This is a genomic window from Mycolicibacterium monacense, from assembly GCF_010731575.1.
GTDB lineage: Bacteria > Actinomycetota > Actinomycetes > Mycobacteriales > Mycobacteriaceae > Mycobacterium > Mycobacterium monacense.
Genome location: NZ_AP022617.1, coordinates 262,358 through 278,794 on the forward strand (window position 1 = coordinate 262,358; position 16,437 = coordinate 278,794).

Here is a 16,437-nt window from a genome sequence, read left to right on the forward strand (position 1 = left end):
CGGTCAGTACCCTTGGAGTCATGCCGCCGACGATCAACATGGGGATTCCGGGTGCGTCCAGCTCGGTGACGGGCGGTGTCTCCGGTAAGCGAGTTCTGCTGGCCGAGCCGCGCGGATACTGCGCAGGGGTGGACCGCGCCGTGGAGACCGTCGAGCGTGCGCTCGAGAAGCACGGCGCTCCGGTGTACGTACGCCACGAGATCGTGCACAACCGCTACGTCGTGGACACGCTCGCCAAGGCCGGCGCCGTGTTCGTGGAACAGACCGACGAGGTGCCCGAGGGCGCCATCGTCGTGTTCTCCGCCCACGGCGTGGCGCCGACCGTGCACGTCGAGGCGGCCGCGCGCAACCTGAAGACCATCGACGCCACCTGCCCGCTGGTGACGAAGGTGCACAACGAGGCCAAACGCTTCGCCCGCGACGACTACGACATCCTGCTCGTCGGCCACGAAGGCCACGAGGAGGTCGTCGGCACCGCCGGTGAGGCGCCCGACCACGTTCAGGTCGTCGACAACCCCGACGCGGTCGACAAGGTCACCGTGCGCGACCCCGACAAGGTCATCTGGTTGTCCCAGACCACGCTGAGCGTCGACGAGACCATGGAGACGGTGCGCCGGCTGCGGGAGAAGTTCCCGACGCTGCAGGACCCGCCCAGCGACGACATCTGCTACGCCACCCAGAACCGCCAGGTCGCGGTCAAGGCGATGGCGCCGGAGTGCGAACTCGTCATCGTCGTCGGCTCGAAGAACTCGTCGAACTCGGTGCGGCTGGTCGAGGTGGCCCTCGGCGCCGGATCCGACGCGGCACATCTGGTCGACTACGCCGAGGACATCGATCCGACCTGGCTCGATGGTGTCACCACGGTCGGCGTGACCTCGGGCGCGTCGGTGCCGGAGGTCCTGGTGCGCGGTGTGCTCGACCGGCTCGCCGAATACGGGTACGGAACCGTGCAGCCGGTGACGACCGCCAACGAGACACTGGTGTTCGCGCTGCCCAGGGAGATCCGGCCCGCTCGCAGCTGAGTCGCTTCCCTACGCTGGGGGCGTGTTCTTCTTCCTGTTCGGCCTGTCCACCAAGCAGCAGTACCTCGGCGCCGGGCAGACCCGCACCTGTCCGCGCTGTCACAACACCACCCAGTGGACGCAGATGCGTCAGTTCAAGCAGTTCACGCTGTTCTTCATCCCGGTCGCGCGGTGGAAGCGGCGTCAGTTCGAGGTGTGCGGCGTCTGCGGCACGTCAGTCGCCCTCTGAGCTAGACGTCGTACTCCCAGGCGTCGGCATCCCAGCTGCGCCGCACGCGCGGACGGCTGCGGTACTCGCTGCGCTGATCGTCCTCGTCGGCGCCGCGGTACCGGACCCGGGAGATCGGGTGGTGGCTGGAGCTGCCGTTGCGGGTGTGCGGCTCCAGCGGTTCGTAGGGCTCGTAGTCGTCGAGGCGGCGCGAGCGTTCGGGACGGCGTTCCGGCCGGTCGTAGGACGACGAGCGCCGTTCCCGCGGCGGCAGCTTGCGGGCATCGCGCGTCTCCCGCGGTTCGCGGGCCTCGCGGGGCGCCTGCGTACGGGACCGCCGGCGCGGTTCGGGGGATTCCGGGGTGCGCGGCGTGGAGCGGGACCGGCGCGGCCGGTCGACGACCGGTTCGATGATCTCGGTCTCGGGCGGGCGGTTGTGCCGCGAACGTGACGGGGTGGCGGCGCGTTTGGCCGGTTTGCGCGCCGCGGCGCCGCGGGCGGCGTCACGGCTCGACCGGGTCCGCTCGGCGGCCGGTTTGGCCGCCCGGCGCGGTCGTTCGGAGCTGCGCCTGCGGCGCGGCGGCTCCTCGTCCTGCCCATGCCCATCGTCGGTCGCGGCGGGCGCGGAGAGGAGCCCGGACACCTTGGTCTTGAGCGCCGCGACCAGACCACCGGCCGCCGCGGCGGCCGAAGCGCCCTTGGAAACGTCTCTGGTGGTCCCCTTCGCCCCCTTCGCCGCGGGAGCCGAGGTGCCCGTCGCGTGGCGCGACGACATCCCCAGATACCAGCGGCCCATGCCGATGAGCAGGACCGCCGCCGAGGTGAAGAACATCAGCGGGAACCGCTCGATGAGCGGGTAGCCGCAGTTGATCGCCAGATCCTTGAGGCCGTGGATCTCGGAGCCGTGGAACAGGAAGTACGCGCCGGGCACCGTGACGAACAGCAGCAGCGGCGGTTGGATCACCGCGGTGAACAGGCCTGCCTGACGGACCGCGAGGACGGCGAGCAGGCAGCCGAGCACGTAGCACGCGGAGAAGACCGAACCGAGTTCACGGCTCCCGGAACCGGCGTCGAAGGCGAAGCCGACGGCGGTGACGGTGAATGCCAACACCACCGCACCCCACCACGGCAGGCCTGGAAAGAGTGGGTGCACAGAGCGGTGGTCGGCCGGTACTGCCGACCGTGCGCGCTGTCCGGACACAGGTAGACCGTACCGGCTGATCCGGAGTGTGCGCGCCCAGCGCGCGCGGGCGTGCCCGCCGGACTCTGGCAGACTGTCATCCCTGTGGGGCTCAACCTGGGAATCGTCGGACTGCCGAATGTCGGTAAGTCGACCCTGTTCAACGCGCTGACGCGCAACAACGTGCTCGCCGCGAACTACCCGTTCGCGACGATCGAGCCCAACGAAGGTGTGGTCGCGCTGCCGGACCCCCGGCTCGAGGCGCTCGCGAAGATCTTTCATTCCGAGAAGATTGTGCCTGCGCCGGTGACGTTCGTCGACATCGCCGGCATCGTCAAGGGCGCCTCGGAGGGGGCGGGACTGGGCAACAAGTTCCTCGCCAACATCCGCGAATGTGATGCGATCTGCCAGGTCGTGCGCGTCTTCGCCGACGACGACGTCGTCCACGTCGACGGCAAGGTGGACCCGAAATCCGATATCGAGGTGATCGAGACCGAGCTGATCCTCGCCGACATGCAGACGTTGGAGAGGGCCGTGCCGCGGCTCGAGAAGGAAGCCCGCACCCACAAGGACCGCAAACCCGTCCTCGACGCGGCCCTCGCCGCGCAGGAGGTGCTCAATTCGGGCAAGACGCTGTTCGCGGCCGGTACCGACGTCAGCCTGCTGCGTGAGCTGAACCTGATGACCACCAAACCGTTCCTCTACGTGTTCAACGCCGACGAGTCCGTGCTGACCGATGAGGCGCGCAAGGCGGAACTGCGGGAGCTCGTTGCGCCCGCCGACTGTGTGTTCCTCGACGCGAAGATCGAAGCGGAACTGCAGGAGCTCGACGACGAGTCGGCCGCCGAGCTGCTCGAGTCGATCGGGCAGACCGAGCGCGGTCTGGACGCGCTGGCGCGGGCCGGGTTCCACACGTTGAGACTGCAGACCTACCTCACCGCGGGCCCGAAGGAGGCGCGCGCCTGGACGATCCACCAGGGCGACACCGCACCGAAGGCCGCGGGCGTGATCCACAGCGACTTCGAGAAGGGCTTCATCAAAGCCGAGATCGTCTCGTTCGACGATCTGGCCGAGGCAGGCTCGATGGCCGCGGCGAAGGCGGCCGGCAAGGTCCGCATGGAGGGCAAGGACTACGTGATGGCCGACGGCGACGTGGTGGAGTTCCGCCATGGACAACCATCTACGTCGAAAGCCAAGGCTTAGCGCGGTATTCCCGACTACGTCGACACCCGGAGGCGCGGATGGCGAGAGTTCCCGAGATCACCGCGATCCTCGGCGGTAGCCGCTTCACGCGTTTGGATGTCCTCGAACGAGAACGTGAGCGGGCGCGACGCGCACTTTCGAAGCTGGGCGCGCCAGTCTCCTCTGCAGAAGTCGACCAACTCCGTGAGGCCCTCCGCCAGCGTAAGGCGGAACTGGGTCACAGCGGTATCGAAGGGGCGCTCGGCCGTGACGTTCGCTGGTCGACCCGAGTGGCGCGGTTGACCGCGACAGCGTCGCGGGGCCGCCGAGCGCTGAGCACGATCGAGATGGTTGCTTCGCAGGGATCGGCGAACGGCTTCGTGGATTGGTTCGAAAAACGCACCAGCGCGGATGACGAGGCAGCCATGCTCGCCGCTCATCCAGACCACTTCCTGTTCCGCACAGATGCGGAGGGTCGTCAGGAGGTGTGGGAGACCAACGGGGGATCACCCCTGGCGGCGAGGTTCTTCATCGACTACGACGACACGTCGTCGCTGCAGACTCCTGTGGATCGCGAGTATCCCGTCCAGCTCGCGGGCGTGGCACGATTGCGAGACGGTTTGGCGATCGGCGGGGTGCGACACCAGTTCCGCGACGAGGGGGAAGGGTTCCGCGCTCTGCTGACAGTCGAGTTTCCCGCTCTCACTCTGCCAACCATCCTCCGTGGGCACCGTTGGCACCTTGCCATCGAGTTCTCGAATTGGATCGAAGCGAGCGCTGCGGGTGAAGGCTGACCAGGTGGAGTTCCGCTTCAACGTCTAGAAGCAAGGCTTAGGCAGTCTTGGCGTCTGCCTAGCCCATGCTGGCCAACCAGGCCTGCAAGTCGTCAATCTCCCTCGTACATGTCTCTAAACGTTGGCGAAGCCTGTCGGACGCTTCTTTCCAATCCGAACTCGTGTTGCGCGGCCCAATGCGCTGAGCAACATTCCAAGCACGCGTCCAATCTCGCTTCAACCGGTAGAGAGGCGGATGAAGCAGGTTGATTGTCGGCGCTTTTAAGTCGGGGTTCACTACCGTCTGGTGAGCTGCGAAACCCGCCGACACGGCATCCATCTTGTCCTCATCGGGCTCAGGAAAGGGTTCCGGCACCGGTGCGCCAGCCGGTCCCACCTGTTTCTTTAGTTCGGTGACAACCTGCCTTGCCTGTTCGAGCACCGCGTCCAGCTTCTTCCGGTTCTCCATGCGCACGCTGCGCCGCGCCGCGTCATCGATCCGTATAGTCGCCCGACGGCGGTCGTAAAAACCCAACCCGAAATTGACGACACTGATTATCAAGGCCACGACGGCGGCTATCGCAGCGAAGACGCTCATGGCGGTAATCATGCCGCCTCGCACATCAAGTTTCGCTGCGACGTGGTGGAGTCCGGTTCCAACCAACGTCTGGCCAGCAGAGGGAAGCTTGACCGCACAGACTTGTCGGGGTGTGTCCGGAGACTTCCCGATGAAGTTCGCCTCAACCCGCGTCATCACGGCCGACGTGAATCGACTCGTCGACTTTCATGAGACGGTTACCGGAGTCTCCGCTGTATGGGGGAACCGTGCGCTGTTGTTCCGAGACCCCGACGGAACCTCATCAACCAACGGTGACGTGGTGGACCTTGCCAAGCCGATTTGGCCGCGTGACGGGGCCGTCGTCGTAAAATTCTGCGGTGAGTTTTGTTGTTTCGCCCGAGGCTTATGCCCGTTTCATGGGCCGATACGCCGAGCCTCTCGCGGAGGTCTTCGTGGCGTTCGCCGGGGTCGGCGCGGACGACAGTGTGCTCGACGTCGGCTCCGGGCCAGGCGCGTTGACGGCTCATCTGTTGTCGGTCGGAGCCGAGGTCGCAGCAATCGATCCATCACCACCGTTCATCGACGCGATTCGTACACGCTTCCCGGACATTGACGTGCGTCTCGGTACGGCGGAGGAATTGCCGTACGACACCGGCGCTTTCGACGCTGCCCTCGCGCAATTGGTGGTCCATTTCATGACGGATCCGGTGGTCGCCATCAGACAGATGGCGCGTGTGACTCGCCGTGACGGTGTCATTGCAGCCTGCGTGTGGGACGGGCCGACCGGCGCACTGGCGCCGTTCTGGGATGCGGTTCACGTGATCGATCCCGAAGCTGAGGACGAGGCGCTGCTTTCGGGCGCGCACATGGGGCACCTGACTGAGCTTTTCGAAGCGGCCGGCCTGCGCAATGTGGACGAAGCTTCGATTGCGGCCGAGGTCGTGCACCCGACATTCGAGGAGTGGTGGGAGCCCTACACGTTCGGAGTGGGTCCTGCCGGCGATTACGTCCAGCGACTCGATGACGAGCGTCGCGCGGTGCTCGAATCCGTGGCTCGCGACCGCCTGGGTAGTGGGCCGTTCAGGGTTACCGCCAACGCGTGGGCCGCCCGCGGGACTGTGTGACGGCGACGTTCGGACTTCTGCTTCAACGTCTAGCTTTGTGCGGGATCATCCCGTGCCCGACGACGCTCTCTCCGTGTGGGTTTCGTACATCCGGGCGGCGACCATCAGGCCGGAGGCCACGGTGATGGCGGCGGCCGCCCAGACCGCCGCACGCAGACCCCACAGATCGGCGGTGACGCCACCGACGACAGCCCCGGCGGCGTATCCGCTGTCTCTCCACAGTCGGTAGATGCCGACTGCGCGGGCGCGCCACCGTGGATGGGCGACGTCGCCGACCGCGGCCAGCAGCGTCGGATACACCATGGCGGTGCCCGCGCCCAGCAGCGACGCCGCGGCAAGCCACCACAGGAACGTGTCGCCGGTCGCGATCATCGCCAGCCCACCGGCCTGGGTGAACATCCCCGCGGTGATCAGGTGCTTGCGGCCCCACCGGTCGGACAACGCACCGGTCGCCAACTGCCCGATACCCCACACGGCCGGATATGCGGCCACTAGGATCCCGATGCGGTCCACGGGCATTCCGGTGGTGGCGAACAGGATCGGGAACAGTCCCCACGACAGGCCGAAGTTGAGGTTGTTCACCAGGCCGGACTGACTGGCCGACGACAGGGCGGGTTCGGTGAAGCTGGTGCGGACGAAGATCTGCCGGTTGGTCAGTGCGGCATCGGCCTTGCTGTCGCCGTGGGTGGTCGCTTCGAGCTCCGCGTGGCCACGCGTCTCCCGCACGAACACCGCAGTGAGTCCGACGGCGATGAGCGCGTAGGACAAGCCGAGCAGGAACGGCGCCGGCCGCAGTCCGAACCGGGCGGCGAGGTGTCCGGCCAGCAGCGCAGTCAGGGCCACCGCGACGTAGCCGGCGGCCTCGTTGAACCCCATCGCGAGGCCGCGTTGTCGGGGTCCCACGAGGTCGATCTTCATGATCACCGTGGTCGACCACGTCATGCCCTGATTGATGCCCAGCAGGACGTTGGCGACGATCACCCAGGTCCACGACGGTGCCCAGATGAGCAGCAGCGGTACCGGAATGGCGAGCAGCCAGCCCACCAGCAGTACCGGTTTCCGCCCGAACCGGTCCGACCAGGTACCGGCGAAATAGTTGGTGGCCGCCTTGGTGACCCCGAAGGCGAAAACGTAGGTCAGCAGGAACGTGTAGCCCTGGAGATGGAACTGCTGTTCGGCCAGCAGGGGGAGCACGGTCTGCTCCTGGCCGACCATTCCGCCGACCAGGGCGTTGACCGCGACCAGCAGCGAGAACTGAGCGAGGTTGGCGCGCAATCCGAGTCGGGGTTCGCCCGCGGTGCTCACGGGACACTCTGGTGATCGGTCGAGACGCCGGTCTGCACGGGACGCCCCGACAGCCACCACTCGGGGTAGCCCTCGGACAGGCGGGTGGCCTTCCGGCCATGGGCCCGCAGCACTGCGACCGCATCGTCGGCGTACACGCAGTAGGGGCCGCGGCAGTAGGCGACGTACTCGCCGTCGCCGGGCAGTTCGTCGATGCGGGCAGCGATGTCGGCGACCGGCATGGACCTGGCGCCGGCGATGTGCCCCGAGACGTATTCCTGTTCCGGTCGCACATCGAGCAACACGACGTCTCCGCTGCTCATGCGCCGCGACAGTTCATCGGGCGTCACGGGTTCGAACCCGTCGCGGTCACCGAAGAAGTCGTGCACGACGCGGTCCACCTCGGCCAGGTGCTGTTCTGCCGTGTGGCGCAGGGCCACGATCAGCGCCACCACCTCCGGGCCCGCGACGCGGTAATGGACGAAGAGGCCCTCCCGACGGGTCATGACGAGCTGGGCCTGCCGGAGTTGTTGGAGGTGACGCGAGGTGTTGGCGACCGACAGCCCCGTCTCACCGGCGAGCGACTCGACGGTGCGTTCGCCCTGTGCGAGGACTTCCAGGAGTTCGAGTCGGTGCGGGCTGGACACGGCCTTACCGATCCGGGCGAATTCCGTGTAGAGCCGGTCCTTGAAGGCGCGCTTCGGAGCCGTCGTGGTGCTGTTCACCTATTCAATGTAATACTTGAATAAGGGATGATGCGACGAGCGGGCGTGAAGATTGGTGACGTCGTGCGCGAGACGCGGTCGTATATTCGGGGCTGTGACTGGAGATTGGCGCATCGACCGGGTCGATGAGATTCGGTCGCTGATCAAGCAGGCCGAGCCCGACGTGGTCGAGGAGATCAAGTGGCGCAAGCCGTCGAATCCCGACGGAGTGCCTGCGTTCTCGCTGGATGGTCTGATCTGCACACTGGAGATGTACAAGGGCAAGGTCAAGGTGAACTTCGCCAAGGGATCGTCCATCAGTGACCCGGACAATTTGTTCAACGCGAGTCTTCAGGCGCCCGTCGGGCGCTTCATCGACCTTCGTGAAGACGACGAGTTGGACCCGGACGCGTTCAAGGCGCTGATCCAAGAGGCGGTCAGGGTCAACCGGAGATAGCAATCGGGTGTAGCCGCCCTGCAGTATGGACCGAATGAACGGCGGCGACCTGCGTGACGTCTACCGCGCCTACCTGGCCTGCCTGAATGAGCGCCGGTGGGACGACCTCGGGCAGTTCGTGGCCGACGACGTCTCCTACAACGGAGAACTTGTGGGGCTCAGCGGTTACCGCTCGATGCTCGAAGCCGACACCCGCGCGATACCCGACCTGCGGTACGTCCCCGAGATCCTGCTGGCCGACGCTCGCATCGTGGCCTGCCGGCTCTTCTTCGAGTGCACCCCGCAACAGGAGTTCCTCGGTTTCGAGCCGACCGGTGCGCGAATCGCGTTCGCGGAGCACGTTTTCTACCGGTTCACCGACCGGCGGATCGCCGATGTCTGGTCCCTCATCGACATAGAGAACGTCCGCGAACAGGTCTCCCGGCGCACGGACCGCGCCTCCCGGATCATCGCGGCGCCGCTCACCCGGGTCTTCAGCGCGCTGGTCGACCCCGACGCGCTCCTCGAATGGCTGCCGCCACGCGGCATGCGCGGCGAGTTCGAGCGTTTCGACGGCCGCGCCGGCGGGTCGTACCGCCTGCGGTTGACCTATCTCGAGGCGCCCGAGGCGGGCGGCAAGTCGGGCGCGGACTCCGATGTCGTGGAGGCCCGCTTCCTCGACATCGCTCCCGACGAGCGCGTCGTCCAGGAGGTCGCCTTCGAATCCGACGATCCGCGCTTCGCGGGAACGATGACCATGACCTGGTCGGTGACCGCCGTCGACGCGGGAACCCGGGTCGACTTCCGTGCCGACGGTGTCCCGCCCGGCATTTCGGCGGAGGACCATGCGGAGGGGATGGACTCCTCGCTCGCCAACCTCGCCGCCTGTGTGGAAACCCGACGGTGAGCGCGCGCCGGGGTTAAGGTCCGGCTGAGGGGGTCCATCACCGAGGCGGTGGCGTGATGAAGAGGGGTACCCGGCACCTGCTGAGCCTTGCGGCGCTGGTGACGGCCCTCCTGCTCGCCGGCTGCTCCTCCCCGGAACCGCAGGCACTGCGCACGATCGACCCGCAGGAGCTCCAGCAGGTCGTCGACGGACTCGCGCGCGAACTGACGGTGCCCGGCGCTCTTGTGCTCGTGCACACCCCGCAGGGCCGTTTCACCGCCGCGGCCGGCACCACCGAACTCGGCGCGCAGGATCCGCCGTCCGCCGACACCCACTTCCGCATCGCCTCCAACACCAAGACCATGACGGCGGCGCTGATCGTGCTGCTCGCCCAGGACGGCAAGGTCCGATTCGACGACCCCGTCACCGACTGGGTCCCGGACGTGCCGAACGGCGAGAACATCACCGTCGCACAGCTTCTCACCATGCGCAGCGGTCTCTACGGCTACACGGGCGACGAGGCGCTGTCGGCCGCCATGGACGCCGACCCCCAAAAGCCTTGGACGCCGGCGGAAGTGCTGGCCATCGCCTTCCGGCATCCGCCACAGTTCGCGCCCGACTCCGCCTACGAGTACAGCAACACCAACTACGCGCTCCTCGGCCTGATCGCCGAGAAGGCCGGCGGCCAACCGCTGGCCCGGCAGTTCCGCGACCGGTTGTTCGGCCCCGTCGGCCTGACCCAGACGTCCCTGCCCGCCGCCGACGACACCACCATGCCCACGCCCTACTCGCACGGCTACATGTACGGCGGAAGCTTCTACGCCCTGGCCGACGAGCCGTATCCCGCCGACATGCAGGCCGCCGCCCGCGCCGGGACACTGCAGCCCGTCGACTACACCAACCAGAACTCCTCGTACGCGACCGCCGCGGGTGGCGCGATCTCGACGGCCGACGATCTGGCCACCTGGATGAAGGCGCTCGTCACCGGGAAGGTCTTCGACGCCGACCACCACCGCCAGTGGAAGGCCAGCCTGCGCCCCGAGGACCCGGCCGCCCCCGACGGTCAGCAGTACGGGTACGGGATCTCCTATCAGCGGTTCGGCCCGAACGCCGCGATGTACTACCACGGCGGGGAACTGCCCGGTTTCAACTCGTTCATGGGTTACGACCCGGACAACGACGTGACCCTGGTGATCTGGACGAACCTCACGCTGTCGCCGGACGGCCGGACCACCGCCCAGGCGATGCTGGCCCCGATGCTCGAGCAGATCTACGCCGGGTTGTCGCTGGGATGAACATCAGCCGCCGACGTGTGTCGCACCTGTGACCTGACCGCGACGGGGACCGTGAACGCTCGTTGGGGTGGCGGTGGTCGAGATGATCTATCTGGTGGCGGCGACTCTGTGGATCGTCGTGGTGGTCGCCGCGCTGGGTATCGGGGTGCGGGTCATGCTCAAGGTGCGCGCCCGTCGGCGCCGGATGAATCAGCTTCTCGCCGTGGTGCGATTCCCGCTGCTGCTCGCGGGGCGGCGCCGTTAGCCGACGACCGCGATCTCCGGGCCGAGGCGGTACGGGTCGGCCAGCGGCAGCGCGTCACCGCTCCAGAAGGAGCCCGGATCGAACCAGTTGTCGTGCTTCTCGGTGGACAGCAGGCCCATCTCCTCGAAGGTGATCGCCACCGTCTCCGCGCAGTACGCCGTCTGCAGCGCCGTGCGCTTGCGGGCCTTGGCGCGTTCGGCCGATTCGCGGACCCTGCGGTGCACGTAGGGGATTCCGCGGGTGAAGTCGCTGACCACGGGCAGGCGTCCGCGCAGCCAGCGTCCGGTCAGCCGCGCCGTGCTGGGAAACGGCGTGCCGTCCATGCGGGCGATCACCCGCAGCATCCGGTCCTCCTGTGCGCGGGTCACATCCGGCGTCAGCTGCCGCAGCCAGCACCGCTGCCCGTACGTCTGCATCCACCGCTCGACGGCCTCGCGGGCATCGTTGAGCTGCACACCGCGGTGATGGGTGCCCGTCCACAGGTCGAGCAGCTTGTCGCCCAGTTCGGCGTGCCAGATCAGCGGCGGCAGATCGTCGACGGCGACGGTCATGCCGACGTGGTTGACCGGCGCATTCGTCATCGCCTGGATCGCCCGGTCGGGTCCCGACGCCCCGCGGAACAGCCAGATGTCCCCGGTGCGGGTGTCGTCGAGCGCCCGGGCCAGCGACACGGAGTTCGCGTTCACCAGCGCAGCTTAGGCACACTCATGGCATGCGCAGCATCTGGAAGTGGGTCGGGCTGGCCGGTGTCGCCGGTGTCGTCGCCGGCGGCGCCCTCGTGGCGCGCGATCAGCGCCGGCGCCGGGCGTATACGCCCGACGACATCCGGGCGCGGCTGCATCAGCGGCTCGACGAATCCGAACCGCCGCGCTGAGCGCTCACCACGTACAGGTGGTGCTTGCCGGAGAAGCCCTTGAGCGACACCTCCCGGCCGTCGCCGATCGACACCCCGTCCGCGCCGGCGACCGCATCGCGCACCGCCTCGCTGACCAGGATCTCGCCGCCGTCGGCCTCGGCGGCCACCCGCGCCGCGAGCGCGACGTTACGGCCGAACAGGTCCTCCCCGCGCCGCACCGACTTACCGGTGTGGATCCCGATGCGCACCCGAATCCCGTTGGGCCGCCGCCGCAGCGAATGCTGCAGCGCGATCGCGCAGCGCACCGCGTTCTCGGGTGAGGCGAACGCCACCATGAAACCGTCGCCCTGGCTCTTCACCACATGCCCGTCGTGCTCCCTGACGTGGCGCTGCACCGAGCGGGCGTGACGGCCGATCAGCCGTGCCCACGCCCGGTCACCGATCCGGTTGTTCAGCGCCGTCGAATCCTCGATGTCGGAGAACAGGATCGCCACCCGGCCGTGGGGCGCCAGCCGCGCGAGGTCGGGGCGCTCCACCTCGAACCAGTCGGCGAGATCCTCGATCGATGACGTGATCGCGCCGCCGAAACCCTTCTCCCGCACCAGGTTCGCCGTCTGCCACACATGTTTGACCGCTTCCCGTCCACCACTGAGCAGCATGTTCCTCGTGTCGACGCGGGCGCGCAGTTCGTCGGCCTCACCGCGGGCGCGGGTGAACAGCACCCACAGCGTGACGAGGCCGACCGCCTCGGCCACCGCGACGACGGCGAGCACCACGGCGGCGATCTCGGGTCCGGTCACGTGACTACCACCCCTCGGTCAGCACCCGGTCCAGCGCATCGACGTAGAAGTCGGCGGATTCGGTGTCGATGCACAACGGCGGTTTGGTCTTGAGGATGTTCGAGTGGTCGCCCGTCGGCTGGATGACGACGCCGAGTTCGAGCATCCGCTCGCAGATTGCCGCGGTCTCCTCGGTCGCCGGTTCCAGCGTCTGCCGGTCGCGGACCATCTCGACACCGAGATACAGGCCGACCCCGTGCACGGTGCCGATGATCGGATGCCTGTCGGCCAGCGCCTCCAACCGCGCCTTGAGGTGTCCGCCCACCCGGACGGCGTTGCCCTGCAGGTCTTCTGCGCGCAGTACGTCGAGCACGGTCAGGCCGATCGCACACGACAGCGGGCTGCCGCCGGTCGAGGAGAAGAAGTATCCCTGGGAGCGGAACGCCTCGGCCACCTCACGGCTGGTGATCACCGCGCCGAGCGGATAGCCGTTGCCCGTCGACTTCGCCATCGAGACGATGTCGGGCACCACGCCCTGCTGCTCGAACCCCCAGAACCAGTGTCCGAGACGGCCGTAACCGACCTGGACCTCGTCGGCGATGGCCAGCCCGCCGGCGCCGCGCACCGCCGCGTACACCTGCTGCAGATAGCCGTCGGGCAGCGCCATCCCGCCGGCGTTGCCGTACACCGACTCGCAGATGAACCCGGCCGGGGCGCGACCGTCGGCGACGAGTCGTTCGATCTGCGCGACGGCCTCGGTCGCGTAGCGGCCCACCTCCGCCCCGCGGTACTTGCCGCGGAAGCTGTTCGGCGATTCGACGGTGTGCACCCAGTCCGGCCGGGTGGCCAGCGCATTGGGGTTGTCGGCGGTCGACGTCGACACCGCATCCGTACCGTAGGTCCAGCCGTGGTACGCCTCGCGCATCGCGACGACGTCGCGGCGGCCGGTGGCGGCCAGCGCCAGCCGGATCGCCAGATCGCTTGCCTCCGAACCGGAATTGACCAGGAACACGGTGTCCAGGGGATCGGGCAGTTCGGCGGCGAGCCGCTCGCTGTACTCGACGACCGCGGCGTAGTTGAACCGCGAATTCGTGTTGAGCTTGCGCAGTTGGCGGGCCGCGGTGTCGGCCACCCGGGGGTGGGCGTGCCCGAGCACGGTCACGTTGTTGACCATGTCGAGGTAGCAGCGCCCCGCCGTCGACATCAAATAGTGCCGCCAGCCGCGCTCGATCTGCGGCGGCCTGCGGTAGTAGTGCTCCTGCACCGGCGCGAAGCTGCGGTCACGCCGCTCGACCAGGTCGGCGGCGGGGGAGGTGACGGCGTCCGGCGGCAGGCCGAGCACCGGGCGCGGATCGCGCGCCTGCGCCAACCAGCCCGTCGCCACCTCGGGACGCACCAGCGGTGGGGCCGTCACCCCGCCGACCGGGCGCACCGCGACGTCCGCCCACTGCGCGGCGTCGGCCTGCGCGATCGGGTCACCGGCCCGCACCGCGGAAGCGCCGCCCACGGGGCGCACACCGGTCAGCGTGACCTCGTGGGCGTCGCCGCGGACCGTCACCGTGTCGCCTGCGCCGTCGCTGCCGACCTCACCGTCCCACGGCGCCACCAGGGTCAGCGGTTGCGCCGGCCAGAGCCGGACACCGGTCGGCACGACGTCGCCGCTGCGTTGGCTCAGCGCGGGCGCCAGACCGAGTCGCGGCTCGCCGAATCGTGTGACGACCACGGCCGCACCGTCACCCACGGCGCGTCGGGCGAGCCGGTCGTCGACGTCCGGCGGCAGCCAGCCCCCTGGTGTGAACGCGAAGTCGTAGGCGTCGGATGTCGGTGAGAGATCAAGTGTGACAACGTCTTCGGCGGTCACACCGGCGATCATCGGCACGGTGGCCGTGACATCGGCGGGTGGTGCGGCGAATCCGAGATCGGCCCGGATCACCGCGGTCATCACGTCGATCGGGACCGACGTCGCCTGTTCGAACATCCGCCACTCGCCGTCGGACTGGTCGGTGACGTAGGCGTTGTCCGGGTCGAGTTCGGCCTGCTGGGCTCCGCTGACGATGAGCACCGCCGTCCGCAGCACCACCATCGGCCACAGTGCGTCGATCTCCTCGACCGTCAGCGGCCGGATGCCGTGGAACGCGCGCACCGCAGGCAGGATCGAGACCGGTTCGGTGCCGCTGTGCCCCAGCACCGACGAGGCGGCGATCGCCAACTCCGACACCGCCCAGGTGTCGGTGAGATCGCCGAAGTCGATCACCCCGTCGGGTCGGCGGGTGCCGTCGGCCGCCCGCGACACGACGACGTTCGCGTCGGTGATGTCGAGGTGCACCGCCTGGCGGGGGAGTGCGTCGGCGACGCGGCCGATGCGCTCCGCGGCGTCGCGGGTGGCGGTCGAGAGCCGCTCGCGCTGCACCGGATCGGCGACGTGGCCGATCAGGGCGGCGACGACGTCGGCGCCGTAGCGCAGATCCCACTGCAGCACCCGGTCGAGACCCGCGTGTTCGAAGCCCGTCAGCGCCCGGCTGACGCGCGCCGCCACCTCGCCGAGCCCCGCGACCGCGGCCGGACCGAGGTGATCGGCGTCGATCAGCGTGCCGCCGGGCAGGTACCGCAGCAACCGGACCAACAGCCCGTCGACCGTCGTCACCTCCGCGCCGTCGGCGTTGGGCAGCGGCACCGCGATCCGCAGGCCCGGTTCGGCCTCGGCGATCAGCGTCGCCGCTGCGTCCTGCGCCGCGAGTTCGACGGCGGTGAACGCGGGGTTGGCCACCTTCAGTACGCCCGCGACCTCACCGGTGCCGGTGCGGCGCACCAGGAAGTTCTTGTCCTGCTGACTGCCCAGGGAGACGGCATCGCCCTCGATGCCGTAGTGGGTGGCGAGAATGCCCTGCGCTTCGGCTTCGCTGACCCGTGGGGCGGGAAGCGCCGGCTGTTCGAGGAAGTCGAACCCGGCGGTGCGACGTCCTGCGGTCACCGGCTGACGAAACCGACGACGGCTTCGGTGAACGCGTCGTTGTCGTCACCGGCCGCGGTGTGGCCGGCATCGGACAGCTCGACGAACTCGGCACCGGGGACCTTGCGCAGGAACTCCTGCACGCCTTCGGAACTGACCACGTCGGAGAGCTTGCCACGGATCAGCAGGATCGGAATGGTCAACTCGACCGCGGCCTGTTCGAGTTTGTCGGCCCGGACGAACGGGTCGTCACCGGGTTTGGTCAGGAACGCCGGATCCCAGTGCCAGTACCACCGCCCGTCGCGATGGCGCAGGTTCTTCTTGAGGCCCTCGTGGCTCTTCGGCCGGGTTCGGTGGGGCAGATAGGCGGCCACCGCATCGGCGGCCTGCTCCAGGGTGTCGAAACCGTGCACGTGGTTGAACATGAAGTCACGGATGCGGGCGCTGCCGTCCTTCTCGAAGCGTGGCACCACGTCGACGAGCACCAACTGGGTGACCCGCTGCGGCCCCGCCTCCCGGGCGACCAGGATGCCGGTCAGCCCGCCCATGCTGGCGCCGATCAGGGCCACGGGCCGCCCGATCTGGTCGAGTACCTCGCACGTGTCCGCGCACAGCATCTCCACCGAGTAGTTGGCCTCCGGGGACCGGTCGCTGTCGCCGTGGCCGCGGCTGTCCAGCGCCACGACGTGCAACCCCGCGTCGGCCAGGATCTGCCCGGTGTTCTTCCACGAGAAGCGGTTCTGGCCGCCGCCGTGGAGCATCAGCACGGTGGGCCGGTCGGCGGCCGACTCCGCGCCGCGGTTCCATTCGTCGCCCACCAGGGTGAGCCCTTCTGCACCCCGGAACGACACGGTCTCTGCGGTACTCACGGACACGGGCGTCACGTTACTCGCGGCCGATCGGGCCGATCGCGATGAGTTCGCCCACCGCAGGCGGTCGTTATCGCAGTAGTCCA

General features: G+C 68.3%; 18 protein-coding genes. 10 read left to right on the forward strand and 8 right to left on the reverse strand.

Annotated elements, in window-relative coordinates; translation table 11 throughout:
- Positions 1-20: 20 nt before the first annotated feature.
- Both G6N49_RS01280 and G6N49_RS01285 read left to right on the forward strand, forming a co-directional pair.
- Positions 21-1,022, forward strand: a complete 1,002-nt coding sequence (locus G6N49_RS01280; RefSeq protein WP_011856681.1) for a 4-hydroxy-3-methylbut-2-enyl diphosphate reductase — start codon at positions 21-23, stop codon at positions 1,020-1,022.
- A 22-nt stretch (positions 1,023-1,044) separates the two neighbouring features.
- Entirely contained in the window at positions 1,045-1,251 is a 207-nt protein-coding gene (locus tag G6N49_RS01285; protein WP_011561482.1) for a zinc-ribbon domain-containing protein, read from the forward strand.
- A gap of 1 nt (position 1,252) precedes the next feature.
- Here the strand turns inward: G6N49_RS01285 and G6N49_RS01290 are convergent, their stop codons facing one another.
- Positions 1,253-2,431: a DUF6542 domain-containing protein gene (locus G6N49_RS01290; protein ID WP_083045222.1), complete on the reverse strand. Its 1,179-nt coding sequence runs from the start codon at positions 2,429-2,431 to the stop codon at positions 1,253-1,255.
- Between the two features lie 84 nt (positions 2,432-2,515).
- On the opposite strand from G6N49_RS01290, the gene ychF reads away from it, so the two are divergent.
- Positions 2,516-3,613 (forward strand): redox-regulated ATPase YchF, encoded by a 1,098-nt coding sequence (ychF, locus tag G6N49_RS01295; protein ID WP_041309812.1) that lies wholly within the window; start codon positions 2,516-2,518, stop codon positions 3,611-3,613.
- A 38-nt stretch (positions 3,614-3,651) separates the two neighbouring features.
- Positions 3,652-4,386 (forward strand): hypothetical protein, encoded by a 735-nt coding sequence (locus tag G6N49_RS01300; protein WP_011561479.1) that lies wholly within the window; start codon positions 3,652-3,654, stop codon positions 4,384-4,386.
- A 58-nt stretch (positions 4,387-4,444) separates the two neighbouring features.
- Here G6N49_RS01300 and G6N49_RS01305 read toward each other — a convergent pair whose 3' ends face one another.
- Entirely contained in the window at positions 4,445-4,963 is a 519-nt protein-coding gene (locus G6N49_RS01305) for a hypothetical protein (RefSeq protein ID WP_235679474.1), read from the reverse strand.
- A 338-nt stretch (positions 4,964-5,301) separates the two neighbouring features.
- On the opposite strand from G6N49_RS01305, the gene G6N49_RS01315 reads away from it, so the two are divergent.
- Positions 5,302-6,048, forward strand: a complete 747-nt coding sequence (locus tag G6N49_RS01315) for a class I SAM-dependent methyltransferase (protein ID WP_083045221.1) — start codon at positions 5,302-5,304, stop codon at positions 6,046-6,048.
- Between the two features lie 45 nt (positions 6,049-6,093).
- Here G6N49_RS01315 and G6N49_RS01320 read toward each other — a convergent pair whose 3' ends face one another.
- Both G6N49_RS01320 and G6N49_RS01325 read right to left on the reverse strand, forming a co-directional pair.
- Entirely contained in the window at positions 6,094-7,353 is a 1,260-nt protein-coding gene (locus G6N49_RS01320) for an MFS transporter (protein ID WP_011856676.1), read from the reverse strand.
- Positions 7,350-8,057 (reverse strand): ArsR/SmtB family transcription factor, encoded by a 708-nt coding sequence (locus G6N49_RS01325; protein ID WP_011561475.1) that lies wholly within the window; start codon positions 8,055-8,057, stop codon positions 7,350-7,352. Before G6N49_RS01325 ends, G6N49_RS01320 begins: the two co-directional genes overlap by 4 nt.
- A gap of 94 nt (positions 8,058-8,151) precedes the next feature.
- On the opposite strand from G6N49_RS01325, the gene G6N49_RS01330 reads away from it, so the two are divergent.
- From G6N49_RS01330 to G6N49_RS01345, 4 genes are all read left to right on the forward strand, one after another.
- Complete coding sequence (locus G6N49_RS01330) at positions 8,152-8,493, forward strand: DUF1801 domain-containing protein (RefSeq protein ID WP_235679475.1); 342 nt, start codon at positions 8,152-8,154, stop codon at positions 8,491-8,493.
- Between the two features lie 34 nt (positions 8,494-8,527).
- The gene (locus tag G6N49_RS01335; RefSeq protein ID WP_235679476.1) at positions 8,528-9,379 is read left to right on the forward strand and encodes an ester cyclase; all 852 of its coding nucleotides are present in this window, start codon (positions 8,528-8,530) and stop codon (positions 9,377-9,379) included.
- Between the two features lie 56 nt (positions 9,380-9,435).
- The gene (locus G6N49_RS01340; RefSeq protein WP_083045218.1) at positions 9,436-10,653 is read left to right on the forward strand and encodes a serine hydrolase domain-containing protein; all 1,218 of its coding nucleotides are present in this window, start codon (positions 9,436-9,438) and stop codon (positions 10,651-10,653) included.
- A gap of 67 nt (positions 10,654-10,720) precedes the next feature.
- Complete coding sequence (locus tag G6N49_RS01345; RefSeq protein ID WP_163647385.1) at positions 10,721-10,897, forward strand: hypothetical protein; 177 nt, start codon at positions 10,721-10,723, stop codon at positions 10,895-10,897.
- On the opposite strand, the gene G6N49_RS01350 is transcribed toward G6N49_RS01345, so the two are convergent.
- Positions 10,894-11,568 carry a hypothetical protein gene (locus G6N49_RS01350; RefSeq protein WP_011561471.1) on the reverse strand — a complete coding sequence of 225 codons (675 nt, stop codon included), beginning with the start codon at positions 11,566-11,568 and terminating at the stop codon, positions 10,894-10,896. The genes G6N49_RS01345 and G6N49_RS01350 overlap by 4 nt on opposite strands.
- A 41-nt stretch (positions 11,569-11,609) precedes the next feature.
- Between G6N49_RS01350 and G6N49_RS29150 the strand changes: the two genes are divergently transcribed.
- Positions 11,610-11,771, forward strand: coding sequence for a hypothetical protein (locus G6N49_RS29150; RefSeq protein WP_085975423.1), 162 nt, complete (start codon positions 11,610-11,612; stop codon positions 11,769-11,771).
- Here G6N49_RS29150 and G6N49_RS01355 read toward each other — a convergent pair.
- Genes G6N49_RS01355 through G6N49_RS01365 form a run of 3 tightly spaced genes read right to left on the reverse strand, consistent with a single transcriptional unit; the run spans position 11,738 to position 16,366 of the window.
- Positions 11,738-12,553 (reverse strand): adenylate/guanylate cyclase domain-containing protein, encoded by an 816-nt coding sequence (locus G6N49_RS01355; RefSeq protein WP_083045217.1) that lies wholly within the window; start codon positions 12,551-12,553, stop codon positions 11,738-11,740. The genes G6N49_RS29150 and G6N49_RS01355 overlap by 34 nt on opposite strands.
- A gap of 4 nt (positions 12,554-12,557) precedes the next feature.
- Entirely contained in the window at positions 12,558-15,503 is a 2,946-nt protein-coding gene (locus tag G6N49_RS01360; protein ID WP_083045216.1) for an aminotransferase, read from the reverse strand.
- Complete coding sequence (locus G6N49_RS01365) at positions 15,500-16,366, reverse strand: alpha/beta fold hydrolase (protein ID WP_406540095.1); 867 nt, start codon at positions 16,364-16,366, stop codon at positions 15,500-15,502. Before G6N49_RS01365 ends, G6N49_RS01360 begins: the two co-directional genes overlap by 4 nt.
- Positions 16,367-16,437: the final 71 nt, after the last annotated feature.